This is a genomic window from Solibacillus silvestris, from assembly GCF_051967575.1.
GTDB classification, from domain to species: Bacteria; Bacillota; Bacilli; order Bacillales_A; family Planococcaceae; genus Solibacillus; species Solibacillus silvestris_B.
The window spans coordinates 64,687-91,111 of record NZ_JBQCJW010000009.1 but is presented as its reverse complement, the minus strand read 5'-3'; the positions used below and the strand labels follow the sequence as shown (position 1 = coordinate 91,111).

General features: G+C 41.4%; 24 protein-coding genes. 4 read left to right on the top strand and 20 right to left on the bottom strand.

The window, feature by feature from the left end; all coding sequences use genetic code 11:
* The first annotated feature begins 59 nt into the window (after positions 1-59).
* On the top strand, positions 60-2,171 hold the full coding sequence (locus ACTHOQ_RS08300) for an MMPL family transporter (RefSeq protein WP_440495417.1): 2,112 nt from the start codon (positions 60-62) through the stop codon (positions 2,169-2,171).
* An 836-nt stretch (positions 2,172-3,007) separates the two neighbouring features.
* On the opposite strand, the gene ACTHOQ_RS08295 is transcribed toward ACTHOQ_RS08300, so the two are convergent.
* The 7 genes from ACTHOQ_RS08295 to ypfJ form a co-directional block, all read right to left on the bottom strand.
* Complete coding sequence (locus ACTHOQ_RS08295; protein ID WP_440495415.1) at positions 3,008-3,235, bottom strand: hypothetical protein; 228 nt, start codon at positions 3,233-3,235, stop codon at positions 3,008-3,010.
* A 20-nt stretch (positions 3,236-3,255) separates the two neighbouring features.
* Positions 3,256-3,720, bottom strand: coding sequence for a hypothetical protein (locus ACTHOQ_RS08290; RefSeq protein WP_440495471.1), 465 nt, complete (start codon positions 3,718-3,720; stop codon positions 3,256-3,258).
* Positions 3,721-3,933: 213 nt separating this feature from the next.
* The gene (locus tag ACTHOQ_RS08285) at positions 3,934-5,013 is read right to left on the bottom strand and encodes an AI-2E family transporter (protein WP_440495414.1); all 1,080 of its coding nucleotides are present in this window, start codon (positions 5,011-5,013) and stop codon (positions 3,934-3,936) included.
* Between the two features lie 147 nt (positions 5,014-5,160).
* On the bottom strand, positions 5,161-6,864 hold the full coding sequence (locus ACTHOQ_RS08280; protein WP_440495412.1) for a M3 family oligoendopeptidase: 1,704 nt from the start codon (positions 6,862-6,864) through the stop codon (positions 5,161-5,163).
* Positions 6,865-7,115: 251 nt separating this feature from the next.
* Entirely contained in the window at positions 7,116-8,855 is a 1,740-nt protein-coding gene (locus tag ACTHOQ_RS08275; protein ID WP_440495410.1) for a methyl-accepting chemotaxis protein, read from the bottom strand.
* A 257-nt stretch (positions 8,856-9,112) separates the two neighbouring features.
* Positions 9,113-9,832, bottom strand: a complete 720-nt coding sequence (locus ACTHOQ_RS08270) for a YebC/PmpR family DNA-binding transcriptional regulator (RefSeq protein WP_440495408.1) — start codon at positions 9,830-9,832, stop codon at positions 9,113-9,115.
* Between the two features lie 157 nt (positions 9,833-9,989).
* Positions 9,990-10,853: a KPN_02809 family neutral zinc metallopeptidase gene (gene ypfJ, locus ACTHOQ_RS08265; RefSeq protein ID WP_440495407.1), complete on the bottom strand. Its 864-nt coding sequence runs from the start codon at positions 10,851-10,853 to the stop codon at positions 9,990-9,992.
* A 310-nt stretch (positions 10,854-11,163) separates the two neighbouring features.
* Here ypfJ and ACTHOQ_RS08260 point away from each other — a divergent pair, with 310 nt between their 5' ends.
* Together ACTHOQ_RS08260 and ACTHOQ_RS08255 are read left to right on the top strand one after the other, a co-directional pair.
* On the top strand, positions 11,164-11,682 hold the full coding sequence (locus ACTHOQ_RS08260) for a sigma-70 family RNA polymerase sigma factor (protein WP_440495406.1): 519 nt from the start codon (positions 11,164-11,166) through the stop codon (positions 11,680-11,682).
* Entirely contained in the window at positions 11,675-13,045 is a 1,371-nt protein-coding gene (locus ACTHOQ_RS08255; RefSeq protein WP_440495405.1) for a hypothetical protein, read from the top strand. Before ACTHOQ_RS08260 ends, ACTHOQ_RS08255 begins: the two co-directional genes overlap by 8 nt.
* Before the next feature lie 52 nt (positions 13,046-13,097).
* Here the strand turns inward: ACTHOQ_RS08255 and ACTHOQ_RS08250 are convergent, their stop codons facing one another.
* The 9 genes from ACTHOQ_RS08250 to ACTHOQ_RS08210 all read right to left on the bottom strand — a co-directional run bounded on the left by ACTHOQ_RS08250 (position 13,098) and on the right by ACTHOQ_RS08210 (position 21,690).
* The gene (locus ACTHOQ_RS08250; RefSeq protein WP_440495404.1) at positions 13,098-13,559 is read right to left on the bottom strand and encodes a low molecular weight protein-tyrosine-phosphatase; all 462 of its coding nucleotides are present in this window, start codon (positions 13,557-13,559) and stop codon (positions 13,098-13,100) included.
* A gap of 54 nt (positions 13,560-13,613) precedes the next feature.
* A complete protein-coding gene (locus ACTHOQ_RS08245) occupies positions 13,614-14,216 on the bottom strand; it encodes a lysophospholipid acyltransferase family protein (RefSeq protein WP_440495402.1) in 603 nt (200 codons plus the stop codon).
* 66 nt (positions 14,217-14,282) lie between these two features.
* A complete protein-coding gene (locus tag ACTHOQ_RS08240; protein ID WP_440495400.1) occupies positions 14,283-15,170 on the bottom strand; it encodes an NAD-dependent epimerase/dehydratase family protein in 888 nt (295 codons plus the stop codon).
* 6 nt (positions 15,171-15,176) lie between these two features.
* On the bottom strand, positions 15,177-16,013 hold the full coding sequence (locus ACTHOQ_RS08235) for a putative RNA methyltransferase (protein WP_440495398.1): 837 nt from the start codon (positions 16,011-16,013) through the stop codon (positions 15,177-15,179).
* 151 nt (positions 16,014-16,164) lie between these two features.
* On the bottom strand, positions 16,165-17,052 hold the full coding sequence (locus ACTHOQ_RS08230; RefSeq protein ID WP_440495396.1) for a polysaccharide deacetylase family protein: 888 nt from the start codon (positions 17,050-17,052) through the stop codon (positions 16,165-16,167).
* 260 nt (positions 17,053-17,312) lie between these two features.
* Positions 17,313-18,071, bottom strand: coding sequence for a glucose 1-dehydrogenase (locus tag ACTHOQ_RS08225; RefSeq protein WP_440495394.1), 759 nt, complete (start codon positions 18,069-18,071; stop codon positions 17,313-17,315).
* Positions 18,072-18,285: 214 nt separating this feature from the next.
* The gene (locus ACTHOQ_RS08220; RefSeq protein ID WP_440495392.1) at positions 18,286-19,914 is read right to left on the bottom strand and encodes a glutathione ABC transporter substrate-binding protein; all 1,629 of its coding nucleotides are present in this window, start codon (positions 19,912-19,914) and stop codon (positions 18,286-18,288) included.
* Positions 19,915-20,185: 271 nt separating this feature from the next.
* Entirely contained in the window at positions 20,186-20,854 is a 669-nt protein-coding gene (locus tag ACTHOQ_RS08215; RefSeq protein ID WP_440495391.1) for a nuclease-related domain-containing protein, read from the bottom strand.
* A 137-nt stretch (positions 20,855-20,991) separates the two neighbouring features.
* Positions 20,992-21,690, bottom strand: a complete 699-nt coding sequence (locus tag ACTHOQ_RS08210; RefSeq protein WP_440495389.1) for a YjjG family noncanonical pyrimidine nucleotidase — start codon at positions 21,688-21,690, stop codon at positions 20,992-20,994.
* 179 nt (positions 21,691-21,869) lie between these two features.
* On the opposite strand from ACTHOQ_RS08210, the gene ACTHOQ_RS08205 reads away from it, so the two are divergent.
* Positions 21,870-22,640 carry a TSUP family transporter gene (locus ACTHOQ_RS08205; protein ID WP_440495387.1) on the top strand — a complete coding sequence of 257 codons (771 nt, stop codon included), beginning with the start codon at positions 21,870-21,872 and terminating at the stop codon, positions 22,638-22,640.
* Positions 22,641-22,707: 67 nt separating this feature from the next.
* Here ACTHOQ_RS08205 and ACTHOQ_RS08200 read toward each other — a convergent pair whose 3' ends face one another.
* From ACTHOQ_RS08200 to ACTHOQ_RS08185, 4 genes are all read right to left on the bottom strand, one after another.
* Positions 22,708-23,385: a DUF554 domain-containing protein gene (locus ACTHOQ_RS08200; protein ID WP_440495385.1), complete on the bottom strand. Its 678-nt coding sequence runs from the start codon at positions 23,383-23,385 to the stop codon at positions 22,708-22,710.
* Positions 23,386-23,446: 61 nt separating this feature from the next.
* The gene (locus tag ACTHOQ_RS08195) at positions 23,447-23,917 is read right to left on the bottom strand and encodes a DinB family protein (protein WP_440495383.1); all 471 of its coding nucleotides are present in this window, start codon (positions 23,915-23,917) and stop codon (positions 23,447-23,449) included.
* 105 nt (positions 23,918-24,022) lie between these two features.
* Positions 24,023-24,526: a DNA-deoxyinosine glycosylase gene (locus tag ACTHOQ_RS08190; protein WP_440495381.1), complete on the bottom strand. Its 504-nt coding sequence runs from the start codon at positions 24,524-24,526 to the stop codon at positions 24,023-24,025.
* 175 nt (positions 24,527-24,701) lie between these two features.
* On the bottom strand, positions 24,702-26,324 hold the full coding sequence (locus tag ACTHOQ_RS08185; protein WP_440495380.1) for a glutathione ABC transporter substrate-binding protein: 1,623 nt from the start codon (positions 26,322-26,324) through the stop codon (positions 24,702-24,704).
* Between the last annotated feature and the right edge of the window lie 101 nt (positions 26,325-26,425).

Sequence of the window (26,425 nt, the reverse complement as noted above, 5' to 3'; positions counted from 1 at the left end):
TTTCTTTTTTCCCATGAATCTATTACACTGTATTTATGGAAAAAGAAAGGCGGTATTTTATGAAACAATTCGCAGCACTTGTCACAAAATTCGCAAAGCCAATCGTTATAATTTGGTGCGCGATTTTAGTCTTCCTCGCATTTTTTGCACTTCAATTACCGAATAAATTACAGGGCGATGGATTTTTCTACGATGGCGACCACTCATATGTGACGAATGAGTTATCCGAAACATTCAATTTACCAGCAAAAACGATCTTTGTCCTGTTTGACAATAAAACAGACGAGGAAATCACTGCAGCAATTGAAAATTTAGAAGCAATCGAAGAAATACATGCCATTACTTCTCCTGTCGGTGCAGAAGATTTAAATAATGATGGCTATGCATACGGTATTTTGGAATTTGATAATACTATTGTCGATTACTTTCCTATTATCGATGAGCTACGTGAAAGGCTTGGAGAAGATAATGGGATTTCCATTACAGGCGAACCTGTTATTTCAAAGGATATTAATGTAGCGAGTCAAAACGATTTAATTAAAGCGGAAACAATTGGGCTTCCAATTGCCTTAATTGTGCTGCTGCTTGCATTCGGTTCGATTGTTGCTTCACTCCTGCCGATTTTAATAGGCGGGGCAACGGTTGTCATCACTCTTGGATTATTGGCTCTTTTAGGGGATAGTGTGAGCTTATCGATTTTCGTGCTCAATATTGTGCCGATGCTCGGTCTGGCATTAAGTATCGACTTTGCCTTACTGTTAATTAACCGATATCGCGAAGAGCGCAATATGCATTCAATCGAGCAATCTGTGCAAACAGCTATACAAACAGCCGGGCGTTCGATTATTTTTTCCGCGCTTTGTGTCATGATCGGACTTGGTGCAATGGTCGTTATTAATGTCGAAATTTTCATGAATATCGCACTGGGCGGCACAATTGTCGTGCTGCTGGCAGTGTTAACAGGGCTGACACTTTTACCGGCAACACTAACACTGCTCGGGGACCGTTTAAATAAAGGACGCATTTTCCGCATTAAGCCGACCGCCTCACGCTGGCAAAAGTTCGCCGCTTTTGTGATGAAGCGCCCTGTAGCTATCATCTTTGTGGCGGTTATACTACTATGTGCTGCCATGATTCCGATTAAGGATATCGAGTTGGCAATCCCCTCTGCTGAATCGCTGCCCGTGTCATATGAATCTCGCCAAACATTCGACAAGCTTAATGAGGAATTTGGCATCGGGGAAAATACCCCTGTCTTCCTGCTTGCCGAAAATTATGATAGCTGGGATACGACGGAAGGACTCGAAAAAATATTCGATATCCAGCAGCAGCTTTTAGACGATCCATTGGTAGACCGTGTAACATCGATGTTTACTGTGGCGAATATCGAATCGGCCGAAATGTGGGAAATGGCAAACAGCAACCCGCAAGCACCTGGAGCTCTGGATGAAGTGGCTGAAAACTTCATCAAAAAGGATAAGATGTATATGGTCGCGTATTTAAATACAACCGGCTCAACATCAGAAGCGCAGGATTTTGTGCGCGAATGGACTGATAAGGATCTCGGCGTCGATTTTGCATTGTCCGGTCAAGCAAAATTCAACCAGGAAATTTTTGATGAGATTGCGAATAAAGTGCTTATTGCCATTGCGATCATCATTGTTTCCACATTCTTTATTTTAATGATTGCGTTCCGATCGATTTTAATTCCATTAAAGGCGATTATTATGAACATTTTAGGTCTCGGAGCTACATTCGGGATTCTCGTCTACATTTTCCAATACGGACATTTCGGGCTGGAAGCAACCGCAATTGTACTGATCGTTCCTGTACTTATATTCTGTTTAGTGTTCGGGCTAAGCATGGACTATGAAGTGTTTTTAATTTCCCGTATCCAAGAGGAATATTTAAAAGGCGCGTCAAATACGAAGGCAACAATAGACGGGCTTGTATCAACAAGTAAAATTATAACATCCGCGGCGCTTATTATGATTGTCATTACCGGGGCATTTGCGTTTACCGATGTAATGCCTGTCAAGCAAATCGGTGTCGGCATTGCGATCGCAATAGCAATCGATGCAACGATCATCCGCCTTATGCTCGTACCAAGTTTCATGAAGCTATTCGGCGATTGGAACTGGTGGCTGCCGTTTAAGAAAGGCACAAGATAAACCTTTAATAACGAACAAAAGCACTAAAGCGCATGTTCAACTCAGAGAAACATTGGAGGGCTCGATGTAAAAGTAAACATTCCACCACTTTTGCAAGGAGGGCGCTGAAAAACAACACAACGGTTATTTAACTTTTTTGATGAAAATAAGACCCTTTTTGTTCAATTTGAATAGAAAAAGGTATTATTTCATTTTTAATGAATGCCCCTTTCCCGTATCAGGTGGAATTCAAATTTCCCGATGGAGATTTTGGCTTTTGATTAAGGGGAAGAAGAAAGGGAAAAATAAGCGGAGATTTTACGCTTATTTTCACAAAAGGGCTCGTTTCGGGACAAATAAGGGGAGATTTTCCGGTTATCCAAAGAAAAACCCTCTATTTTCATGTTTTTCAGGTCAATAGGCGGAAATTCTCCGTCTATTAAGGCCATTTTCTATTGTATTTTTTAAATAAGGGGAATTTTTCCGTCTATTTATTGGAGTGGGCACTTAAACGGATCTCCCAACTGTTAGTGGCAGATCCTTTTCATCTCGAATTGCTGGAATCTACCTCTTTCTTGCCGCTTCGCTGAAAATCCCCGGGGCTTTTCAGTGCCATCCTTTTGCATGGAGGCGAGGGATTGGTGCGGTTTGCCTGGACAATGAAAAACAGCCATCTGCCCAGTGAACCGGAGCGGATGGCTGTTTGATTTGGAAAGGGCTTTGAAGGAATTCCCCGAAGAGGAAAATCACTCTGCGCAAAGCTGGCTACACTTATTAGTGGACAATAAGAACAATCCCTCCCGTTCAGAAATTCAAAAAGAGGGATTTTAATATTTTTATGAAGTCATCTTGATCATTCATCCTAAATACAATAGCTCTTCAAAATCAGCCATCGCCGATTTTGAATAGCTCGGCTGCTCATTTTCATCCTGATGCTCATTCTGCTTGGGCTCTTTAGGCTCCCATACCATATAAAATGCTTGAATGACAATTACAATTACGATCGATGCAGCTAAAATCGTACCGATAATAACTTTAGCCACTTTATTTCCGGATATTTCTTTCGAGTGTTGCTCCTGTCCCATACTTCATTTCCCTCACTTATCTATTTTGAAAGTCGGAAACCTTCCTCACGTAAATAAGCAACAGCGTCTTCACGCGTACCGAATGATTCCTCTAAATTCCCCTGATGATAAATGTTCCATGAACGATCGTTGAATTCCAGTTCAAGCGTCGCCCCTTCACGCGATGTCCATGTCTCGATGATCGGTAAATCTTCCTCTTCTTCTTCAGATAAATAGTCGATCACATCGCGTACAATTTCACTTAATGCTTCTTCGCTGTAATCACGAATGTTCACAAGTCCTTTATCGTTTGCCTCTTTTTCGTATTTCACTAAATCTCCAACGAAAACAAAACCATTGCCGTTTGGATGAAGCTTTTCTACGACGATTGTTTTTTCGTAAAGACTTTCTTCAAAATGGTAATTGATGCGTTTCAGCGAAATTTCCTTTTTTGTCAACTGTGGAAATGATTCGATAATTCCCTGTTTTTGTTCAAATGTTAGCATTGTCTGCTCCTTTGTAATTTCTTCTGTATAAACTTTCTTCATGCAGCTTTTTTCCGTTGCGGCAAGGCTGTCGATAGGCCTGGACCTCCACGAACATCCCAAGAGTCACCGCCTTCGCCCCAAATAATAAAATGAGGCCGTTTAATAAATAAGTATACCGTGTTCAACCGGAATTAAAAAGAGAAGCATATGCTTGTCACATATGCTCCACAATTATACCGTCTTTGTTGCCGCTTCTTTAATCTTTTTGCGTTCATGATAAAGGTTTTGAACGATTACTTTAATGACGCAATACGTAGGAATGGCAATGAGTATTCCGATAAACCCTGCAATATTGCCGGCTGCAAGAACAAGCGAAATAACCGTCAGAGGGTGGATATCCAAAGATTTCCCCATTACATTCGGTGTAATGAAGTTACTCTCTACCTGCTGTGCAATTAATGTAATGGCACATACCCACACGACTAGAATCGGTTTTTGTATGAGCGCAACAATGACAGCCGGCACAAGAGATACCCATGGGCCAATAAACGGAATCATATTCATGAAAAACGCAAAAAGCGCGAGCAATAATGAATAGTCCAATTTAATGAATAAATAACCGATAAACATCATAACGGCTAATAAAAAGCTCACAAGCACCTGTCCCTGAACATAGCTTCTCAATACATTGTCGATATCCTCCAATGTCTTTTTCACCCATGTGCGTGCATTACCCGTGAAAACATCATAAATTTGAGGGGCAAACTTTTCATGGTCCTTCAACATGAAAATAAAGAAGAACGGCACTAATATTAATGTGAATGTCACAGTTACCGCACCGCTTAAAAATGTAACAAGGTATTTACTGCTTGTGATTGCAATCGCTTGAATGGAATTTGTTATGGACTCTACAAACTCCTCAATTTGCGGCGGTAAAATTTCGCGATTATCCAATACATAATTAAACGCGTCTTCTATCTCTTTCGCAATGTTCGGCGCATTTTCAACGAGCTTGTTCACCTGGGTGGCGATCGGCGTTCCGACAAGCAATAAAAAGCCTGTCATTAAACCTGCGAGAAGAAGGACGATTGTTATTAAACTTCCCCATCTTGGCATGCCGCGCTTTTCCAATACACGCTGCAGCGGCTCCGAAATATAATAGAGTACACCACCGAGTAATAGCGGTACAAGAATCGTCGTAAAGATAATGACAATCGGATTAAAAATAGCATGGATTTCAATAAAATATTTGATGATTAAAAGCGAGATTAGAATGCCTATCCCCACTTGAAACCACAGTTTTCTCGTCATTGGCCCACTTCCTTTACACAGTGTTGTTTCATTTATTTTTCACTATAAAACTATGTACGTTTTAGCATGCCATAAAGTGTCATAAAATACAAAAGAAAAAAGGATGGTTTCGCGCAATTTCTGCCGCGAAACTATCCTTTTCATTCATTAAAGCTTCTTATCGTCGATTGAATTCAAATAGTCTTCGATTGTTCCGATGACAGACTCCACACAGCCATCTTCAAACGGGGAAATCAGGCCCGCTTCCTCAACAAGCTTTGTGAAGGCAAATGAACCGCCAAGACCGCATAGGTGAACATAATCCTTCCATGCTGCATCAAAGTCTTCGCGTGAACGTTTCCAAAACTGGAACGCACAAATTTGCGCCAATGTGTAATCGATATAATAGAATGGACTTGCATAAATATGCCCTTGTCGCTGCCAAATCGCACCCGACTCTAAATATTCATGTCCGTCATAATCACGGTGCGGTAAATATTTCGCTTCGATGTCCTTCCATGCCGCATTGCGCTCTGCAGGCGTCATCTGCGGATTTTCATACACGACATGCTGGAATTCATCAACAGCCACACCATATGGCAAAAATAGTAACCCGCTGCTCAAATGCGAGAATTTATACTTATCTGTCTGGTGCTTGAAGAACAGCTCCATCCAGGGCCATGTAAAGAATTCCATACTCATCGAATGGATTTCAGCTGACTCATATGTCGGCCATAAGTATTCCGGAATCCCGATATTTCGGCTTGAATACACCTGGAATGCATGCCCTGCCTCATGTGTCAAAACATCGATATCCCCTGATGTTCCATTGAAATTCGAGAAGATGAACGGTGAATCATAGTCTTCGATAAACGTACAGTATCCGCCGCTTTCCTTCCCTTTTTTTGCAACTAAATCCATCAGGTCATGTTCGATCATATAGTTGAAGAACTCGCCTGTTTCTTTAGAAAGCTCTTCGTACATTTTTTTGCCGTTATCGATAATCCATTGCGGGTCACCCTGAGGTACGGCATTTCCTGTTAAGAATGTTAAACCTTCATCATAGAATTTAAAGTCTTCCACACCGATGCGCTCTGCTTGGCGCTCGTACAGTTTTGTTGCAAGCGGCACGATATATTCACGCACTTGTTCACGGAATTTTGTGACCATCTCTGCATTGTAGTCAATGCGGTTCATGTTTACATAGCCAAGCTCCACATAGTTTTTGAATCCTAATTTTGTCGCGATTTCATGGCGAAGCTTTACAAGATCGTCATAAATTGCATCGAATTTTTCTTTGTTTGAAGCATAAAAATCGGCGCTTGCCTCACGCGCAGCCTTACGAACATCACGCTCTGTAGATTCAGCATATGGTCCAAGCTGTGCCAATGTCAAAGTTTTGCCGTCAAATTCAATCTGAGCAGAAGCAACGAGCTTGCTGTATTCAGACGTTAATCTGTTTTCCTTTTGCATAAGCTCGATTACTGCGGGCGAGAAACCTTTTAACAAGTTTTCAGCTAATGCAAATAGCTGCGTGCCCCATTTTTCTTCCAGTTGTGCACGGAAAGGCGATTTTACAAGCTCCGTATAACAATTGAACACAAGCTCATCGGCCATTGGGCTTACTTCATCGAAATAGTCGCGTTCTTTTTGGTAATATTCATCATTTGTATCAATTGATGCACGTACATAGACGATATTAGCCATTGTAGAAAATGTGTTGCGAATCGCATTTAATTTTTCGATAACTTCACTTTGTTCATCTACTGTAGTGGCAGCTTTAAACTCATTCAATAATGAAGCTGTCTGTTCTTTCATTTGCTCTAAATCCGGACGCTTATATTCAAAATCTTTAAATGTTACCAAACTCATTCACCCCATCTAATCATTCGGAATTCGAAATTCACTCTCTTATTATTTATTATATTTTCAAGAATTGCAAATATTATCAGAATATTTACCCCCTTTTTACAGTAAAGGGAAGCCGCATAGAGATGGAAAAGCGGCTGTTATATTTTCCTTTTCTTGCAGTGTTGTGCTTCGCTGATGAAGATGGCAATTAAATTAGGCAAACCCGGAAAAAAACAGCGGGGAATAACCCCCCCGCTGCTTATCAATCGGCTTTATATACGAAAGCGTTTTATGGAATTTTGAAGCCCTGTAATTTCATCCGTTAAATTGCTTGCCGAATTTGTTACGACAGACATTGCGCTTTGCTGTTCTTCGATGGAAGCTGTCATTTCTTCCGCCATCGCTGCATTTTTTTCGCTTACTTCCGAAATGCTTTCAACCGAGTCGATAATAATGGCTTTCGATGAATTCAACTCGGAAATGCTCGCAGAAACTTCTTCGATCGAATGGCTAATTTGCTTCACAGCTTGCTCGATTTCTTTAAACGAATGCTCTGTCTTGCTAACAGAAGTATTTTGCTCATGAATAATTTTATACGTTTTCGTCATTTCTGCCGTTACTAAATCCGTTTCGTTTTCGATGCCGCGCAATGTTGTTTGCACTAAGTCTGTAGCGTTCGTTGTCTGATCTGCCAGCTTTCTAACTTCCTCTGCCACAACCGCAAAGCCTTTCCCATGTTCACCAGCTCTCGCAGCTTCAATGGATGCATTTAACGCGAGTAAATTTGTTTGGTCCGAAATTTCATTGATCGTTCCTACAATGCCTTCAATTTCCTTTACTTTTGCAGTCAATGAAGAAAATACTGTTTGCATTTGTTCGATAAGCTCGATGGATTCATTGGAATGGGCCTTTAAATCAACTAGATTTTGCAAGCCTTGAGCATTTGAGCTTTGCATTTGGACTGAAGATTGAAGCATAAAATCATTTTTTTCATGCAGATGCTCAATCCCCTCGGCGAATTGGACAATAGTGCGATTTGTCGCATCGGTATCCGTCGCTTGCTGCGAAGCACCTTCCGCAACCGCGCCTACCGCCTTCACAATATCATCGCTATAGGCATTTGTTTGCTCGGCAACAGCCGTTAAATTCATTGATGTGTCTTGAATTTCAACAATCGTTTCTTCGATTTCGCTCACTAATTCCTTAAGCTGTATGCACATCTCATTAAAGCCTGTGTTTAAAACGCCAATTTCATCTTTTCGCTCCATTTGCGATAACTCCACCGTCAAATCACCTTGCGCTACTTGATGCACTTGCTTCGCTAAACGGTGCAGCGGCCGAGCTAAATGGCGCGCAAATAAAATTGTGGCAATCGTCGCTAATATTGTCGAGACAACAAGAGTTACGACAAGTACCATTAACAGCGACATAACCGGTGCGTTGAAGTCTTTCATATAGCTTCCTGATGTAACAATCCAATTCCAATGCGGATCAATCACTGAATAAATAAGCTTCGGTGCCTCTATATCTGTGCCGGGCAGCGGAAAATCGTAATAAGTGAACCCCCCGCCGGCATCAGCTTTTTCTTTTACTTCCCGTATGTAATATTTTCCGGAACCATCTTTGCTTTCCCATAAATTATCCCCTTCTCGCGTCGGGTGTCCAAGCAATGTCCCGTCATGTCCTAAAATATAAATATAACCATTTTCCCCTAGATCACTCGGATTCGATAATGCACGTTTGCCGTCACTATCCTTTTGTCCGATTAATGCTGTCAATACTTCCTCTTGTGCTTGTTCGAGAGATATTTCGCCCGCCTTCACACGCTCATTTGTCGCCGCGATTAATTGCAATGATGACTCTACACTATTTTTTATAATTGTTTCGCCGAGCTCATCCATCCCGCTTTTTGCCTGGAAATAGCTCGCAGCGCCAATAATGGCACTTGGAATTAAAAATAGCAGAAAAGAAAAAATAAACAACTTCCCCCGAATTGAATTTAAAACTTTCATTTTGTCCCCCTGTGAACTCATTAGTAAGTCATTAAACTAGTCTTATATAACGTATTTTCTCTCTCTTATGTATAATATTAAGTAATATTATGCGCGAATCACGATCTAGTATAACCTACTCTATTAGTGAAAACCATCGGAAAAACGCATTTTATGGCAAAACAGCTCGAAATATGTCCTCTTATACAGATTTCCTAGAATTTTTTAACATTCTTTTATATGAAAAAAGCCCAAAGAACAGTCTTTGGGCTAACTTATTATTCGCCTAAATCAGCGTTGTGGTAAACGCGTTGCACATCTTCCAAATCTTCGAGGGCATCGATCATTTTCTCGAATTTCACTAAATCATCGCCTTCCAATGCCACTTCAGTCATCGGCAGCATTGATAACTCGGCTACTGTAAATTCTTCAATGCCCGCTGCTTTGAACGCTTCTTGTGTTGCATGGAATTGCTCCGGCTCAACATAAACGATAATTGTGCCTTCTTCATCCATAATGTCGCGCATATCCAAATCCGCTTCCATTAAAATTTCAAGAACCTCATCTTCTGATTTACCTTCAATGCCGAATACCGCCGTATTTTGGAACATATGCGCCGCTGAACCAGAAACGCCCATATTACCGCCGTTTTTGCCGAATGCCGCACGCACTTCAGAAGCTGTACGGTTTACGTTGTTTGTTAATGCATCAACGATCACCATAGTACCCGCTACCCCAAAGCCCTCATAGCGCAGCTCATCGAATTGCTCATCACCGCCGCCTTTTGCTTTGTCGATTGCTTTTTCGATGATGTGTTTTGGCACAGAGTAAGTTTTTGCGCGTTCTAAAACTGTTTTCAGTGCACGGTTTGATTCCGGGTTTGGTTCACCGGATTTTGCCGCCACATAAATTTCACGACCGAATTTAGCGTAAATACGGCTATTTGCTGCGTCTTTCCCGGCCTTTTTGTCTTTAATGTTATTCCACTTACGACCCATTTTGTTCACTCTCTTTCATACTCTATTAGTAACGTTATTTAAAAACGAAAAAATATATTTAACTTATTTATTATACATAAAGTCGAAAAAAAATTAAATTACTATGCATAAAAAAATGTAAAACCTGCAGCACCTTTTCATATGCTGCAGGCTTTCATTATAATTGTGAAGCATCTAAACTGAATGTATCCCCGCCTTGAATCGTCCCTGTCTTAAAGCCTTTTTTGAACCAGCGCATGCGTTGTTCGCTTGTACCGTGAGTGAAGCTTTCCGGCACAACATAGCCCTGTGCCTCCATTTGAAGTGTGTCGTCACCTATTGCATTCGCCGCGGTCAATGCCTCTTCAAAATCGCCCTCTTCCAAGTAGCCTTTGTTTTGCACATGTCGTGCCCAAACGCCGGAATAATAATCGGCCTGCAATTCCAGACGCTTTACCGCCTCATTGTACTTAGCCTGCGAAACTTTCCCGTTTAATGTATGGACTTCCTGTGATGTCCCCAGCAAAGCCTGGACATGGTGACCTACCTCATGTGCAACAACATATGCCATCGCAAAGTCGCCGGGTGCATCAAACCGGTTTTTCAGCTCTTTATAAAAGCTTAAGTCAATATAAAGCTTATAATCCGCCGGGCAATAAAACGGTCCCACGGCAGCGCTTTGCAAACCGCAGCCCGAGCTGACACTATCCGTAAACAGGACGAGTGTCGGATTTTGATACGTCAACCCATTATCCGAAAAAAGCTTTTGCCATACATCCTCCGTGTCGGCAAGCACAACCGAGACAAACTCGGCCAGTTCCTCTTCCTCTGCTGTTGGCTCATAATTTTCGGTTGCTGCGCCATTTTGTGTAATGCCTTTTGCTACTTCCGACACAATATCGCCCGCATCCCCGCCATTTAACAATGTAAAAATGATAGCTATTATAATCCCGATGCCGCCAAGTCCGCCGCCGATTTTCCCGGCGCTCATCCCGCGGCGATCTTCCACATTGCTGCTTTTTCGTCTTTCTTTAACATCCATAGCTTTTCCCTCCATAATCATTCGTCTTGCCTTGGCGCAAATCCGCCCTAATTAAGCTTTGGGCCCCACACGGCGCGTGTCCTCCAGCCGTTGCCGCACGATGCAACGGTTTTAGCCTCGGCCCATTTATTTCCGCGAGCGTTTGAACACCCGCTGAAAGAAGTGAATCATGACATACTTTGCCATATAATTACCCTAAATGATGTTTCCTATAACGCATCGGGTGAAATCCAATAAATTTCGGTTCACTAAAACGCAAAGGCATCTTGCTTCGTCTAATGGGTAACTAAAGAGAAAGGGGTGCATTTTTATGATGCTTTCCGATGAACGGGCATTTCAAGAGACGATGCATGCCTACAGCGATTATTTATTGCGCATCGCCTATTTATACGTCAAAGATTGGCAAGTTGCAGAAGATATTGTACAGGATACGTTTTTGTCGTATTACGTAAAGTTTGAGCAGTTTGAAGAACGTGCCTCGCTCAAAACTTATCTCGTGCGCATCGTTATTAATAAATGCAAAGATTATTTGAAAAACTGGACATATCGTAAGCAGCAATTAACGAACCGTTTCTTTCAGGCAAAGAAAGATCCGCAAAAAATGCTGCAGCAGACAGAGAGATTGGATATTGCAGAGGCGGTTTTACAATTGCCGATACCTTTAAGGGAAGTCATCATCCATTACTACTATGAGGAGCTATCTGTGCTGGAGGTGGCCGCTTTATTGGGGATATCGGACAATACCGTCAAAACAAGGATGCGCAGGGCAAGACAGCTCTTGAAAGAAACATTGTCTTCAGATGAGTGGGAGGTGCTTTCACATGAATGAAATAAAACGTCAGCTAAACAGGAAAATGGGCGCGACATCTGGCAGTGCGGACCGGATTATGACGAAGGTAAACGAGCAAAAAAAGAAAAAGAAACAGCCAAAGCGTCCCAATCGTCTATACTATGCAACATTTACAGCTTTTTTAGCACTCATAGCAATCGCCATTTTTATGATGAAGCCTTGGTCAGCAAATGATTTCAATCAAGCAGCCCCTCCTCCAAGCGAACAGAAAAATGAATTTGCCGACAAGGTATTGGACGAAGGGCTTCACATGCCACTGCAAAACTATTTCAAACAAGATGGCGATGTCGCTTATTTTTTAGGGACGGGCAATGAATATGCCGGATTTACAGAAAAGACGAAATGGCTATCCGACTCGTACGTAGAAGTTACGGAGGATAATACAGGAGCCACAATGCAAAACATTTATCGCATTCAGGAAGATTCCATTGAGCTTATTTATCAGGAAATTGCCGACCCGGAAACAAAAAAATTCACGATAGCACAATTGGAAGGATTAGAAGCCATCCAAACGATTTTAAAATGGCCGATTGAAAATGATGCATCATTCAACGGGAAAAAAGTTACGTATCCCATTGCTTATAAAACACCTTACAAAATATATGAAAATGCCGTTCAAATTACAGAGAGCACTGAATTCGGGAAAGAACAATTCTACTATGCGGAAGGTTCAGGTCTAATTGCCAAAACATTCATTACAAACGATGAGTACGAGGTAGTTTCCGTATTGGCATCCATAAACGAAAAACCTAATCCCAATACAGAAGAAATCATCTCATTCAAAAATATCGCTACGAATGAGGAGGAAAAGTTGCCTTTAAATAAGATGACGTTTCTGGACCCGCTCCTATTCTACAAATCAGATGCGGAAAAATTTGAAATGACATATGAGCCGTTGTTTACGTATAATGATGCCGAAATCGGTGTTTTCAAATATGACTGTGCCGAGCAATTTTGCGAAATGGCGTTCGTCAAACGGAATTATGAGGATATTACATTTGGTAGTGTAGTATGGGGGACCTTGCAAAGTTTCAAGCGTTCGCCAAACTTGGAAAATGTCATATTTTCCATCACCTTAGAAGAATTTTATGATGGAGCTGTACTAACTCGGACAATGCTGCATGTTTTAAATGTAAATACGATGCAAACGAAAAGTCCAAACTCATTTGAACATTACTTCAGCGATCCGTTTTATCCGATTAATCATTATGAATGGATAGATGATACGACAATCCAAGCAGAAGTCGCGGATATTGATGACTATGAATCGGAAACAATTTTGAAGTGGCAACAATCACACGGGAAAAAGACGAAAGTGATCGAAGTATCATTGCCGCAATAGAGCGAAGAAAAGCGGGTTTAATCAAAATATAATTAAGCCCGCTTTTTATCCATTATTTCATATCTTGCAATATACGCTCCAACAATGCCTCGCAGCCTTCAATGCATAGCTCGTATGTTTCCTGGAAATCGCCTGTATACCAAGGGTCCGGCACATCTTTTTTATGTGTCGTCAAATCAAGGAAACGGAAAACTTTTGCATCTCCTTCTGCACGCAGCATCTCAATTGTATTTTTTACATTGCTTTCATCCATGCAAACGATATAGTCGAAGTTTTGCAAATCCGAGCTGCGCAATTGGCGGGCTTGCATTCCGCTTGTCGCAATGCCGACTTCCTGCAATTTCGCCTTTGTCCCTTTATGTGGCGGCTCGCCGATATGATAATTGCTTGTCCCTGCTGAGTCGACTTTAATTTCGTCCGTCAATGCGCGCTTTTCCACTAAATCACGCATTACAGCCTCCGCCATCGGGGAACGGCAAATATTTCCTAAACATACGAATAATACTTGCTTCATATATATTTCCTCTCTTAATAAAGAGGCTGCACGAACAATTCCGCGCAGCGCTCATTATTTTACTTCCGGATGCATTTCCTTAAGATGCGCAGTGAGTCGGTTTAGCTCTTCTTCCAGGAACTGCACTGATTGTTCGCGCCCTTCTTTTCCTGCTCCAACCGTAAATGGCTTCCCGTAAATCAGGTAGCCTTTCTGGCGTTTGAACACACCTTTTGCACTTTTAGGACCGATATAAGCAGCCGGCAAAATTTCCGTCTTTGCCAACTGGGCAATTGTTACCGCCCCTGCTTTTAATTCCGAGTTTTCAGAGCTTCTTGTTCCACTAGGGAAAATCCCGACAATCTTCCCCTCTTTAATAAGCTGACGAGGAATTTTAATAACACTTGGACCCGGATTTTCGCGGTCCACCGGGAAAGCATTGAGCTTCGTTATTAGCCAGCCTAAGCCTTTAACATCAAACAGCTGCTTTTTGGCCATAAAATGCACCTCTTTTGGCAGCATCGATATACCAAGATTCAAAATATCGATATACCCATTATGTGTACATGCAACAACAAAGCCGCCTTCTTTCGGTATATTTTCTTTTCCGTATACCTTTGCCTTTGACCCGTTAACACCCAATATTCCATATACAATTCCTGCGATAAATTTATACACGTTTCATTCCTGCCTTATATTTAATCTCATTCTATTGTAAACGAAAGCAGTCTCGCCATTCAACGATTACTGTTTCGTCATTGAATTTGTGATTTGCCCCACTAAGCCAGGCAGCCAATCATCCAGCCTGCTGAATGAAAACCCTAGTTGCTGTGCTTTATCATTTTTCATATACCATGTAGCTGGAACCGCATATGGCGAACGAATCTCATCCGTACCGAGCAACGCTATTTTTGCACGCTCCCCTGTTTTTTCCTCGATAAGGGAAACAAGATTTTTCAGCGAAATCATCCCATTCGCCGTTGCATTTATCGGACCTTCGACATTTTCCATGCCCGCCCATACTAAAAATCGGGCCGCTTCCGTAGCTTGAATAAATGACATTTCCGCATCCATATTGACAAAACCGATCGGCTCATTGTTAATAATGCGCTCAACATGGAAATGCAGACGGCGTGTATAATCATCCTCCCCCATCACGATCGGGAAACGGACAGCCACTACCGGGAATTCCGCATATTTATAAAATACCGCTTCTGCTAAACGCTTTCCTTCACCATACGTAAATTCATGTGTATCGCCCATCACAATTCCATACGAATATGGATCGAAATCTCCCTCGTCATGCGGTTTGCCGTTTGCTTCATATGTGGATAATGTTGAAGTGAATACGAGTTTCCCGATTTTTCCATTGAAAATGTCACATAGCTGTTTCGCCTCGTTTGGTGAATAGCAAATATTGTCATAAACAATATCAAATGTACGATTTTCCAAAGCTGAAGCGAATGCCTCTTTGTCTTTGCGGTCCACTTTAATATGCCCCACTGCCTCGCCAAACGGATTTTCGGACATGCCTCGCGTGACAATTGTTACTTCATGGTTTTCCTTCAGTAAAAGTTCCACTAGTTTGCTTCCAAAAAAGCGTGTTCCGCCTAATACTAAAATTTTCTTCATCGAATATCACTCCATTCCAATTAATATGTCTAAATCAATCGTAATATCCTGTAAATGAATGCTTTCTTTGTCGTCAATATGCCATCCCATTGGCGTCATTTCCAGTAATTTTGGCACTAAATGGGCCTCTAGCGGCACCGTATACGTAATACGCTTCACTTCCACATGCGAAAAGCTCGCCTTGAAACGCTCTACAGTTTCGGCATTTGTATAGCTTTCCTTTTCCGAATCCGCAAAGGCCTGTTTGCGCAGCTCCATCAAATAATTTTCCTGTGGTACGACTTTGATGACTTTTCCGCCTCGTTTTAATAATCGCTTAAATTCTTCATAGTTCGCAGGGGATAAAATATTTAAAATTGCATGAAAGGACTTTTCGTTATATGGACTATTCGCCAAGTCGCCTACACACCAGAGCTCCCCGCCATAAAACTTCGCCGCTGCGACAATTCCTTCTTTTGCAATATCGATCCCAATCCCGACAGCACCGTCCAATTGCTTGCAAATACGGTGCAGATGCGAGCCTTCTCCACAGCCTGTATCCAAAATGACCGGACGTTCCTCTGTAATCTCCCCGGCAATCGCCTTTTGCACCGCATCATAAATTCCCGCATGAATCACTGCATGGCGCGACTCAAATAATTCTTTGCCGTACATTGATTGTACAGGACGGTTTAACATATATAAATAGCCTTGCTTTGCTACATCAAATGTATGGTTGGATAGGCAAGCCATCTTCCCCTCATCACTCATATTCATTTGCTGTTTACAGATGGGGCAAGAGAAAATTCGGATATTTGATTGGAATTGTTGAATACTTAACGCTCGTTTTGATAATAGACCCATGATGGATCCTCCTTCATTTATGTTCGCTGTTATCGTAACATAAGTTGAAGGAAAGTATGTCTTTTCTTATACGGATTTCCTTGAAAAGCTATCCTTCCATATTCAACAAAAAAGGAAATAGCTCTCACTACTTCCCTCATAAACTCCCAAATTATAATAATTCACTCGTTGTCACAAATTCATAGCCTTCCTCTTTTAAATAAAGAATTACATCTTCCAAAGCATCCGCGGATTGTTGGTGAATATCATGCATTAATACGATGCCATTATTTTTTGCCTGCGCCTTCAAATTCGCCAACGTTTTTGCTGGCGTCTTATGATACCAATCGAGCGTATCAATATTCCATAATACAGGCTTCAGCAATATTGCTTCGCGGACTTTTTCATCAATTGCTCCATATGGCGGTCGGTAAGATGCCGGATATTTTTCGATTGCGTCATAAATGGCTTCGTTTGCCCTGTTGATCTCCGCTTGCATCTGTTTTGCGCTAAGCTTCGTTAAATTTTTATGGCTCCACGTATGGCTGGCAATTTCATGGCCGAGTGCATCCGCTTTTTTCACGATTTCAGGATACTTCGCCACATTTTGACCGAGCATAAAAAATGTCGCTTTCACTTCATGTTTTTGAAGCGTCGTTAAAATTTGCTCTGTCACGTATTGATGTGGGCCATCATCAAATGTTAGCGCTATTCTTTTTTGCTTTCCATCTTCTTTTGCAGGTGGCTGCTCCTGTTCCTCGGTCTTTTCCTCGAGAGGCTGCTCCTTTTTACCAAGTATATTTTCGACCTGTATGTATGTTTCGCAATTTTGGATAGTGCGTGATAAACCTCCATCTGCTAAATAAAAGGGCATCATTAAGTTGATGCTGCTTGATGCCTGTTTTACAAATTGGTTGTACGCAAATTGCTCATGATAGGTGGTACTCATCGAACCCGGCTCATTATTCGCAAATGTAGGCGGCGTCTCTGTCGAAAAATGGCAGCCTATAAATGTTAAAATTCCACATAAAATACCGAGCATTACTATTTTTTTGCCCATCTTGCTGTCCTCCACTCGTCCATTCTATATATTAGACGTATGAGGATAGCAAAAAGTTGATAAAATTTAAGGAAAAAATTCGACAAATTGAAACTTCCATCAGAGGGGTTCTTCACCCCTCTGATGGAAGTCTTCTCCTACCCGATTTTTACGGGCAGTCGATTACAACATCCGATTCTTGATTTCCGAAACCCTAAAACAGGAAGTTCACTGCCTGTTAAAGCAGGATAAATTGACCGGACTTTTAATTTGCCATTTATTTAATATGCCGTCCAGCCCGCATCAGCAGTGATGACTACCCCGTTCACGAAATCGGAGTCTTCCGAAGCCAAAAACAATGCGACACGCGCGATATCTTCCGGCTCGCCTGAACGAGGGTTAAAGCCAGCCCCTGCCATTGCGCGAGACATTCCGAATTCATTCGCACTGCTGAAGCTTGCACCGATATTCGTGTTTACACCGCCCGGAGCGATCGCATTGCATTTAATCCCTTTGCCTGCATATTGGAATGCTGTATTTTTTGTTAAACCCACAACTGCATGTTTTGCAGCAGTATAGGCAGCTCCAGCACGTGAACCGTACAAACCGCCTATGGAGGCAATATTAATAATTGTCCCTGCGCCTTTTTCCAAGAAGATTGGCATTGCTTGACGGCTTGCACGCATAACGCCTTTTACATTCACTTCAAATACACGATCCCATAATTCGTCTTTCACATCGCCCACTGGAGAAAAATCATCCATAATACCGGCATTATTCACTAAAATATCAAGTGTTCCATAACTATTTAAAGCAGCTTTTATTAATTTATGAATATCTGCTTCCACCGCAACATTGGCTGCTACCGCAGTCGCCGTGCCGCCTAATGCTGTAATTTCCGCAACAGTCGCCCCTGCCCCTTCAAGCGTCAAATCCGATACAACAACTTTTGCCCCTTCATTGGCAAATAAAATTGCCGTTGCCTTGCCCATCCCTGAAGCTGCACCTGTAATTACTGCGACCTTATCTTTCAATCTCATGCATAAAACCTCCTAAACAGAAATTTTTATTACTCCCATAATTTCGACAATTGCTTTTATTTCACCTTCCTTCGCTTCATTGGAAAACACATTTTATAACGAATAGCGCCAAATGATGTCTTCTCTTATTTGGATTCCCCTGGATAATTCATACTTTCTTTCACACAAAAAAAGGGAGCGGGATATTGAAAGTCCCGCTTCCCTTAGCTTTATTCTATTTTACAAATTTCACTTCCTGAAGTTTATGGTGACCTGAGTCATTAATCCAGTGCCCTTCGATTTTCTCGCTTAAGCCTGTAATATAAGCCTGATGATGCACGTAAATCATTGGCGCTTCTTCAATTAAAATTTCTTGAACCTGTTTGTATAGCGCTAATCGTTTTGTTGTATCAATTTCTTCACGCGCTTCATCTAATAATGCATCCACTTCTTTATTATTGTAGAACGTAGTATTTCCAGAACCGCCATGGTTTTTAGAGTGGAATAATTGTGTTAAGAAGTAATCCGCATCCCCTACCGGATTTGATAAACCTAAAATATACATTTCATGTTCACCAGCATCTGTTTTATCAAGGTATGCACCCCACTCTAAAACTTCGATATTCGCCGTAATATTTAGCTGTTTTAATTCTTCCTGCAACATAATGGCAATATTTTGACGCTGAGGATTATCATTTGTCCAAATAGAAGTCGTAAAGCCATCCGCGTAGCCGGCTTCAGCTAAAAGTGTTTTTGCTTTTTCAATATCTTTCGTAATCGGTGTTATTGTACCATCATAGCCAAACACGCTCGGCGCCAATGGACCACGTGCCGGTTCGCCAATCCCTTCATAAATGCCGTCGATAATTAACCGTTGATCTACAAGCATCGATATTGCTTGACGAACACGTACATCATCAAATGGTTTCTTGTTAATATTAAATCCGATGTAGGATAGAGACGAACCTGGAGTAATGCTGACCGAACTCGATGTTGCATCAATCATTTCAACTTCATTTGGCTGAACTGGCTCAATAATATGCGCATAGCCTGTTTCAAGCTCAGCCGCACGTGTTGCACTTTCAGGAATTACTTTAAATGTTACTGTATCGATATAAGCTTTTTCATTCCAGTAACCCTCGTTATTCACCAATTTAATTTCCGTACCTGGTGTCCAAGAGTCAAACTTCATGAAACCTGTACCAATTGGACCATTAGCGTTCATAATCGCCCCTGGAATATTGCCCGCTTTCATATTTTCATAATCTGCATCAATTTGCGCTGGTGATAAGATGACACCTACCGGATGATTTAAGTGATTTAATAACGGTGCAAATGGATAATGTGTATGGATACGTACCACATAGTCGCTCACTACTTCCACTTCTTTGATTGCTTCAAATAAAAATGCGCGTGGTGCTGCAACTTCCGGATCTAAAATGCGATCGAAACTTTTCTTTACTGCTGCCCCATTGAAGTCTTCCCCATCATGGAATTTAATGCCCTCTTCAAGCTCAAATTCCCATGTTAATTCATCAATCGACGTCCAGCTTTTTGCTAAACTCGGAACAATTTTGCCTTCTTTATCTTTTTTCACTAATCCTTCTGTAATGTTCGATAATACAGAAGCTGATGGAACGTCTGTGGACATATGCGGATCTAAATTTGCGGCATCTGACAATGTTGCCAAAACTAGATCCCCGCCTGCCGCATGTGCTTCTGTTAGCTCGCCCGGTGAATCTTTGGAAGCATTGTCATTGCTGGAAGAATCCTCTGCTGAGTCACCCCCGCTGCATGCTGCAAGCAGTAACCCGAATGCCATTGCAAAAAATAGCAAAAAACTACTTTTAAAGTTCTTTTTCATTTGTTGTTTCCCCCTTCGCTTTAAACTTTTAAAAGTGGTACATGTAAATATTACCAGCAATTATTAATAAAACAAACAATATTTTGAATTTTTATTAAATTCAATCAAATAAAAGGTTCATACTATTTTCGAAATAAATTGCTTATAACAGCAAATAATATATGCTATATAGTAGAAACGCTATTTTTACAATAGTACCTTATACATTTTTTATGCATTTCCAAAAAACAAAAAGGAGCGAAGTAGAATTGCCTACTTCGCTCTTTTTATACTAATTCGTTGATACTAATGTTTTGGATTGCAATGTCGTGTTTTTTACATTCATAAAGCCTTCCAACACGGTATACAAAGTATCGATATCCGTTTCTGACAAACGCTTACCATTACGCGATTTCGCCCATTCTTTCAGCTCCGACATTTTTAGAACTTCCACATTTTCGGACTGGATTTCGATTTGCTGGAACGAACAATCATTTGTAAATACTACGACTGTTTCGAATAAAGTTCCATCCACTTCCGGCAGCTGATCTTGCAAGGCGTTTATTAGACGCTTCGTTTCATGGATCGGGTTATTGAATACACGTGTTTTGTTTTTATGCAATAGCTCTTTCCACTCGATGCTTTGCTCCCGGCCATTGATCCAGCCTGATTTATCTTTTACGTTCACTACATAAATTCCCGATTCATGCAGCAATAAAGCATCAATTGTCTGCAATTCCTCATAGACAGGAATTTGTAAATCCAGCAGTATTTTTCGCGCGTCTTTAACTTGCTCCAATTCATGCATAAGCTTATAGGATGTGCGGATATTTTTTTTCGCCAAAACATCGAAATAGGAATAACCTGTTAATTTATAAAAGGCAGTATTATCATGACTGTAAATTTTAAATACGAAATAGCCTACAATCGCTATCGCAGCTATTAATAGAAATAGGGTCATTACGCTCACTCCTTGTGTGCATCATCAAATTCCATTTTAACAAACATTCAAAACGTTTACTATACACCTATAGACCACTTTTACTACTACCTTTGACCCTATCCCTTTTATAATGCCATCAAAAAATCACCATTTTTTCATACAGATTTCCCATTTTTTAAAATGGGCAGCAGTTGATGCAGCTTGCTTATTTCATATGTTGGGCGGATGGTCGATGGCGCAATTTTTAAAGGATTGAGCCAGCATGTATCAATGCCTGCACGTGCCCCGCCAATAATATCCGCGCTGTATGAGTCCCCAATAATTATCGCCTTGTTCAAATCGAAATTCGGTATGCGGTCGAACACATAATCGAAAAACGATTTCATCGGCTTTTGGTGACCTGTATTTTCCGAAACAAATACTTGCTTGAAATACGAAGCCAGCCCAGTAACTTGCAGTCGCTTCATCTGTGTATCCGCCAAACCGTTTGATGTAATGTATAGTTCATATTGAGGTGCCAATGTTTGAATCAATTGCAATGCACCTTCCACAAACACTTTGCTTTCCGCTAAATAACCACGGTATTCCGCATCCAATGCCTGTCCATCCACTGCATAGCCAAAATACTCAAAAGTTTTGCCAAAGCGCGTTTGCATTAACTGCTCGCGTGTGATGAGCCCCTCCTCAAGAGATTGCCATAAACCTGTATTGATTTCACGGTAGACCGTTTCGATTTGAGGCGTCAATGGCAACTTATGCGCTTCGAATAATTTCGGCAGTGCCAGTTGTTCCGCCGCTTTAAAGTCTAATAATGTATCATCCAAATCAAATAATAAAAATTTATAGTCTTTCATCTGTATACTCCGTTTCTGTCTCATTAATTTATTTACAATATCATAATCCCGGAAATTTTCAATTGCGCTTTTGCTTCGCTATAAATACACCCGCACAAAAAAAGTTGGGTATTTACATCGATTGCAAATTTCGTGTAGCATGGCTATATTGCTTTATATTAAGAAAGAAGGTTTCCTTTATGGGATTTGAGTTAGACCCGCAGCTCGTCATTATTTTAATTTGCTTTGGTTTTTTAGCTGCATTCATCGATTCTGTTGTAGGGGGCGGCGGTCTTATTTCCCTGCCTGCATTAATGTTTGCAGGGCTTAGTCCGTCTGCTGCAGTGGCGACAAATAAGCTTGCCGGAACGATGGGTTCGCTAACGAGCACGATTACGTTTTACCGGTCCGGGAAATTGGACATTAAATCGGTTATGAAATATTTCCCGTTCGTTTTCATCAGTTCGATGATCGGGGCTTGGATAGTCCATTTGCTTGATCCTAATCTTTTAAAACCGTTGATGCTCATTATGCTGGCGGCAGTGGCAATCTATACAATTTTCAAAAAAGATTGGGGCAATGTTTCTGCCGTCAAATCATTATCGAAGACAAAATATTTTATCTTTTTCTTCGTCATAGCACTTATCGGCTTTTATGATGGCTTTTTAGGTCCGGGTACTGGTTCATTTTTAATTTTCGCCTTTTTAATGGTCGGCTATGATTTTTTAAAGGCGGCAGGCAATGCCAAATTGCTGAATTTCGGGAGTAATATTGGCGCACTGCTAATGTTTGTTTACTTAGGGCAGATCAATTATACATACGGACTTATCATGGGAGCCGCACAGATTGTCGGGGCCATTGTCGGTTCACGTTTTGCCATTAAGCGCGGAAGTGGCTATGTGCGCGTTCTTTTCATCATTGTCACTATAACACTGCTCGCAAAAAACGGATTTGATTATTTCTTTAAATAGCCAAAAAACAAAGAGGCTGCCGCGAAAGGAATCGATGAGAACGATTTTTTCGGACAGCCCTTTCTTTTTACATAAACCCGATAATCAGAAACCATGCTACTGGTACGAAAAGCGCGGGAAGCATATTGAGCGTTTTGCTGTCCTTTATGCCGAGTATCGATAATCCGGATGCCAAAATGAGTATACCTCCTACAATTGATACTTCGGCCATTAATGTCTCTGTTAAAAAAGGCTCCAAATGACCGGCCAGCACATAAATGCCCCCCTGCCAGAAAAAAAGCACGACCGCCGCAAACATAATGCCGATTCCATACGTAGCGGCAAATGCCATTGATGTGACAAAATCGAGCGTAGCATTTGTAAATAAATATGTATGATTATTATATAAAGCACTTTCAATCGGACCTAAAATAGAGAGTGTCCCTACACAGAATAATAAAATTGCTGTTGAAAGTCCTTTGCTTAAATTCGACTGGCCAAACCGGCTGACGACAGAATGAAACTTTCCATCTAAATCAAAAACTGCACCAATGAAGCTGCCAAGCGCTAAGCTAATAATAAATAAAACGGGATATGCGCTTTTTGGCATGTTTTGAATGATTGCATTTGCACCTAAAGCAACGGCCGCAAATCCCATTGCATTGAAAAGAGTTGCCTGGTATTGTTCTTTGATCCCTTTTTTCAATATTGTCCCAACAAGCGTCCCTATAACGATTAATAATGTATTGACAATTGTCCCAAGCATAAGCAGCGATCCTTTCATAATTCAATGAGAAAAACCCCGAAACGAGTTCGGAGCTTATGGCCTATTGCATTTCCTTTGTCGGTCCCATTACTGGAGGAACTTTTAAGCCTGCTTGACGAAGCAGCACAGTCATTTGGCCGACATGATGAGTTTGGTGTGTAATGACTAAGCGCAATAACGCGCCACGTTGCATCGTGCCCCCAAAGGCAGGCACTTCTTCCAATAATTGCTCATCTGTTAAAGCAGCCGCTTCTTTTTTATATGCTTCTATTACCATTTCGTATTTCTCTGCAATTTCCGACATTGTTTCAGGCTGCGGCATATCTGGGCCCGGTGCCGGGATTTGCAAGCCCGCAAAATGGCCGAATGCACCCGCGACACTTACTAGATGCCAAGACAGCCACCCTAAAGAATTATGCTCTTCGACAATTGCGACCTTCATTTTATCATCTGGTATTGCTTGCATTACCTTTAATGCGCCTTTTGATGCTACTGCCCAATCTTTTACAAAATCCTCTGCTACACGATACATTCAAAAATCCCCTTTATCAGTTTTTGTTTTTATCATACCGAACATTGCAGCATTGCGCCATATTGACGCTCCCAAGACCAGTATTCCGAGTATTCCCCTGCTGCTCTATAAATAATTTAGCATAATGCGCCATGCTTCCACTTTTTCATCGAACGATTTTATATTTTTCCCTGGAATCGGGCTTGTCGATGGCATTTTTCCATATGCACGGTTTTCTAAAACGTCAAGCCCGACATGCTTTTTAAATACATCAAAGCTTTTTCCGCCATTGAATAAGACAAGCTTTATTTGCGGGTACTTTTTGAAGAGCGCTTGAAAATCATTCGGGATTTCGTTTTTTATCGTCGCATCCAAACTGCCTTTGCGTTCACAGCTTTCGATAGAATCCCATAAACCGATTTTATGTGAACGGAGAAGGGCAATTTTTTCACTGTAGTTTTCGGGTATTTCGACCGCTAAAAGCTCTCCGATTATCGACCAAAAATGATTGCGCGGATTGCCGTAGTATTGCTGTTTTTCCAAAGACTGCTTTCCCGGCATCGATCCTATGATGAGCACTGTCGTCTTCTCGTCTACAATCGCTGGCAGTATATTTTGTATCGGCTCCATCATATCCCGTCCTTTCTAGTAGATTCAGTATAGTACAAGCGAACATATAATACTAAACAGACAGCATGGGCTTTCTGTTTGCTATAGAATCATTTCAAATCCTGTATTTATTACATACCAAAAAAGCGCTGCCCGCAAAACTCAATCTGAGCGTTTGCAAGCAGCACTTTTGGAATTAAGGTGTAATTTGTACTTTTTGAATTTGGTAAATACCTGTAGCATCTACCGAGAAGCCTGAAATATTATTAGCGTAACCTGTCAAATACGCTTGGTGGTGGATAAACGCTGCAGGTGCTTCAGTATTGATGATTTCCTGCGCTTGTTTATATATATCCATGCGAATCGTTTCGTCTGTTTCAATCCGCCCTACTTCCAATAGCTCATCCAATTCTTTATTGCTGTAGCGTGTGCGGTTGTTATTGCCGATGTCGGACGTATGGAAAAGCGGGTAAAGCGCACCGTCCGCATCCCCTGTGGAAGGAGCCCATCCAAGCATGAACATATCATGGTCGCCTTTAGATGTTCTCTCCAAATATGCGCCCCATTCCATCACCTCAATTTCCGCTTCGACATTTAATTGTTTCAATGTTTCCTGTAAGATAACAGCAATTTGCTGGCGCTGCGGATTATCATTTGTCCAAATTGTTGTTTTGAATCCATTCGGAAATCCTGCTTCCGTCAACAGCTTTTGCGCTTCTTCAATATTTGTATCTTGCTTCGTTACTTCTTCATTGTAGCCCCAAACCATTGGCGACAATGGTCCAAATGCCTGTACACCAAAGCCGTCATATACGCCTTGCAAAATCGCTTCACGGTCAAGCGCTTTTGAAATCGCTTGACGAACTTTCGTATTATCGAATGGCGCCTTTTCTGTATTGAAGCCTAAATAAGCGATTGATACAGATGGTTGCTTCAGCACATTTGCGAATCCTTCCACAAGCGGAACTTCCGTTGGTTGTACCGGGTCAATAATGTGGGCATAGCCTGCTTCCAGGTCTGCTGCACGTGTAGCACTTTCCGGCACCGTTTTAAATACGGCAGAATCATACGTTACTTGCTCACCCCAGTATTCTGTATTTTTCACTAGACGGATTTCCTGGCCCGGTGTCCATTTATCCAACTTTAAGAAACCTGTTCCGATTGGGTTTTCATTGCCGTAAGCCCGTGCTTCCCCGCCGTTTTCCATCCGTTTATAATCTTCTTCAATGACTGCCGGACTTATTATATTGCCGCCTGGATGTGTCAGGGCGAATAATAAAGGTCCATACGGTTCTTCTGTTTTGATTTGAACTGTGAATTCATCTACAACAATTACTTCTTTAATCGGTTCAAAGTTTGAGAGACGTGGTGATGCAATGTTCGGATCAAGTATACGGTCCAAATTCACCTTTACAGCTTCGGCATTGAAATCTGTGCCGTCATGGAATTTTACGCCTTGGCGCAGCTTTAATTGTAATGTAAGATCATCTACATATTCCCAGGACTCCGCCAATAACGGCTCGATTTCACCTGTATCGAAATTGCGCACAACCAATGTTTCAAAAATATTGCGTTGTACATTCGAAGAAGGGACATCATTTGAACCATGCGGGTCCAGCTCTACTGCCTCTGAAAGAACCTCGATTACAAGCTCGCCGCCTTGTGCAGTCGCGTTGTCCGTATTTGCGTCTGTTCCGCCATCAGTTTCAGTATTAGCTTTTGTTGAATCATCGGTCGCTGCATTCTCATCACCGCTACATGCAGCCAACACTAAAATAAGGGAAAATATTAATAAAAGCCATACTTTTTTAAACTTCATTTTGCCTTCCTCCTTATGTAACTGAATTTTCAGTTTTTTATATATTAACTTTATATGTAATTTATTGCAATGTTTTTCTATATAAACTTTATTGGTTTACT

What these genes read in the sequence shown, in the direction of transcription:
- ACTHOQ_RS08300 (WP_440495417.1), top strand. Translation starts at nt 60, where the DNA reads ATGAAACAATTCGCAGCACTTGTCACAAAATTCGCAAAGCCAATCGTT.
- ACTHOQ_RS08295 (WP_440495415.1), bottom strand. Translation starts at nt 3,235, where the DNA reads ATGGGACAGGAGCAACACTCGAAAGAAATATCCGGAAATAAAGTGGCT.
- ACTHOQ_RS08290 (WP_440495471.1), bottom strand. Translation starts at nt 3,720, where the DNA reads ATGCTAACATTTGAACAAAAACAGGGAATTATCGAATCATTTCCACAG.
- ACTHOQ_RS08285 (WP_440495414.1), bottom strand. Translation starts at nt 5,013, where the DNA reads ATGACGAGAAAACTGTGGTTTCAAGTGGGGATAGGCATTCTAATCTCG.
- ACTHOQ_RS08280 (WP_440495412.1), bottom strand. Translation starts at nt 6,864, where the DNA reads ATGAGTTTGGTAACATTTAAAGATTTTGAATATAAGCGTCCGGATTTA.
- ACTHOQ_RS08275 (WP_440495410.1), bottom strand. Translation starts at nt 8,855, where the DNA reads ATGAAAGTTTTAAATTCAATTCGGGGGAAGTTGTTTATTTTTTCTTTT.
- ACTHOQ_RS08270 (WP_440495408.1), bottom strand. Translation starts at nt 9,832, where the DNA reads ATGGGTCGTAAGTGGAATAACATTAAAGACAAAAAGGCCGGGAAAGAC.
- ypfJ (WP_440495407.1), bottom strand. Translation starts at nt 10,853, where the DNA reads ATGGATGTTAAAGAAAGACGAAAAAGCAGCAATGTGGAAGATCGCCGC.
- ACTHOQ_RS08260 (WP_440495406.1), top strand. Translation starts at nt 11,164, where the DNA reads ATGATGCTTTCCGATGAACGGGCATTTCAAGAGACGATGCATGCCTAC.
- ACTHOQ_RS08255 (WP_440495405.1), top strand. Translation starts at nt 11,675, where the DNA reads ATGAATGAAATAAAACGTCAGCTAAACAGGAAAATGGGCGCGACATCT.
- ACTHOQ_RS08250 (WP_440495404.1), bottom strand. Translation starts at nt 13,559, where the DNA reads ATGAAGCAAGTATTATTCGTATGTTTAGGAAATATTTGCCGTTCCCCG.
- ACTHOQ_RS08240 (WP_440495400.1), bottom strand. Translation starts at nt 15,170, where the DNA reads ATGAAGAAAATTTTAGTATTAGGCGGAACACGCTTTTTTGGAAGCAAA.
- ACTHOQ_RS08235 (WP_440495398.1), bottom strand. Translation starts at nt 16,013, where the DNA reads ATGGGTCTATTATCAAAACGAGCGTTAAGTATTCAACAATTCCAATCA.
- ACTHOQ_RS08230 (WP_440495396.1), bottom strand. Translation starts at nt 17,052, where the DNA reads ATGGGCAAAAAAATAGTAATGCTCGGTATTTTATGTGGAATTTTAACA.
- ACTHOQ_RS08225 (WP_440495394.1), bottom strand. Translation starts at nt 18,071, where the DNA reads ATGAGATTGAAAGATAAGGTCGCAGTAATTACAGGTGCAGCTTCAGGG.
- ACTHOQ_RS08220 (WP_440495392.1), bottom strand. Translation starts at nt 19,914, where the DNA reads ATGAAAAAGAACTTTAAAAGTAGTTTTTTGCTATTTTTTGCAATGGCA.
- ACTHOQ_RS08215 (WP_440495391.1), bottom strand. Translation starts at nt 20,854, where the DNA reads ATGACCCTATTTCTATTAATAGCTGCGATAGCGATTGTAGGCTATTTC.
- ACTHOQ_RS08210 (WP_440495389.1), bottom strand. Translation starts at nt 21,690, where the DNA reads ATGAAAGACTATAAATTTTTATTATTTGATTTGGATGATACATTATTA.
- ACTHOQ_RS08205 (WP_440495387.1), top strand. Translation starts at nt 21,870, where the DNA reads ATGGGATTTGAGTTAGACCCGCAGCTCGTCATTATTTTAATTTGCTTT.
- ACTHOQ_RS08200 (WP_440495385.1), bottom strand. Translation starts at nt 23,385, where the DNA reads ATGCTTGGGACAATTGTCAATACATTATTAATCGTTATAGGGACGCTT.
- ACTHOQ_RS08195 (WP_440495383.1), bottom strand. Translation starts at nt 23,917, where the DNA reads ATGTATCGTGTAGCAGAGGATTTTGTAAAAGATTGGGCAGTAGCATCA.
- ACTHOQ_RS08190 (WP_440495381.1), bottom strand. Translation starts at nt 24,526, where the DNA reads ATGGAGCCGATACAAAATATACTGCCAGCGATTGTAGACGAGAAGACG.
- ACTHOQ_RS08185 (WP_440495380.1), bottom strand. Translation starts at nt 26,324, where the DNA reads ATGAAGTTTAAAAAAGTATGGCTTTTATTAATATTTTCCCTTATTTTA.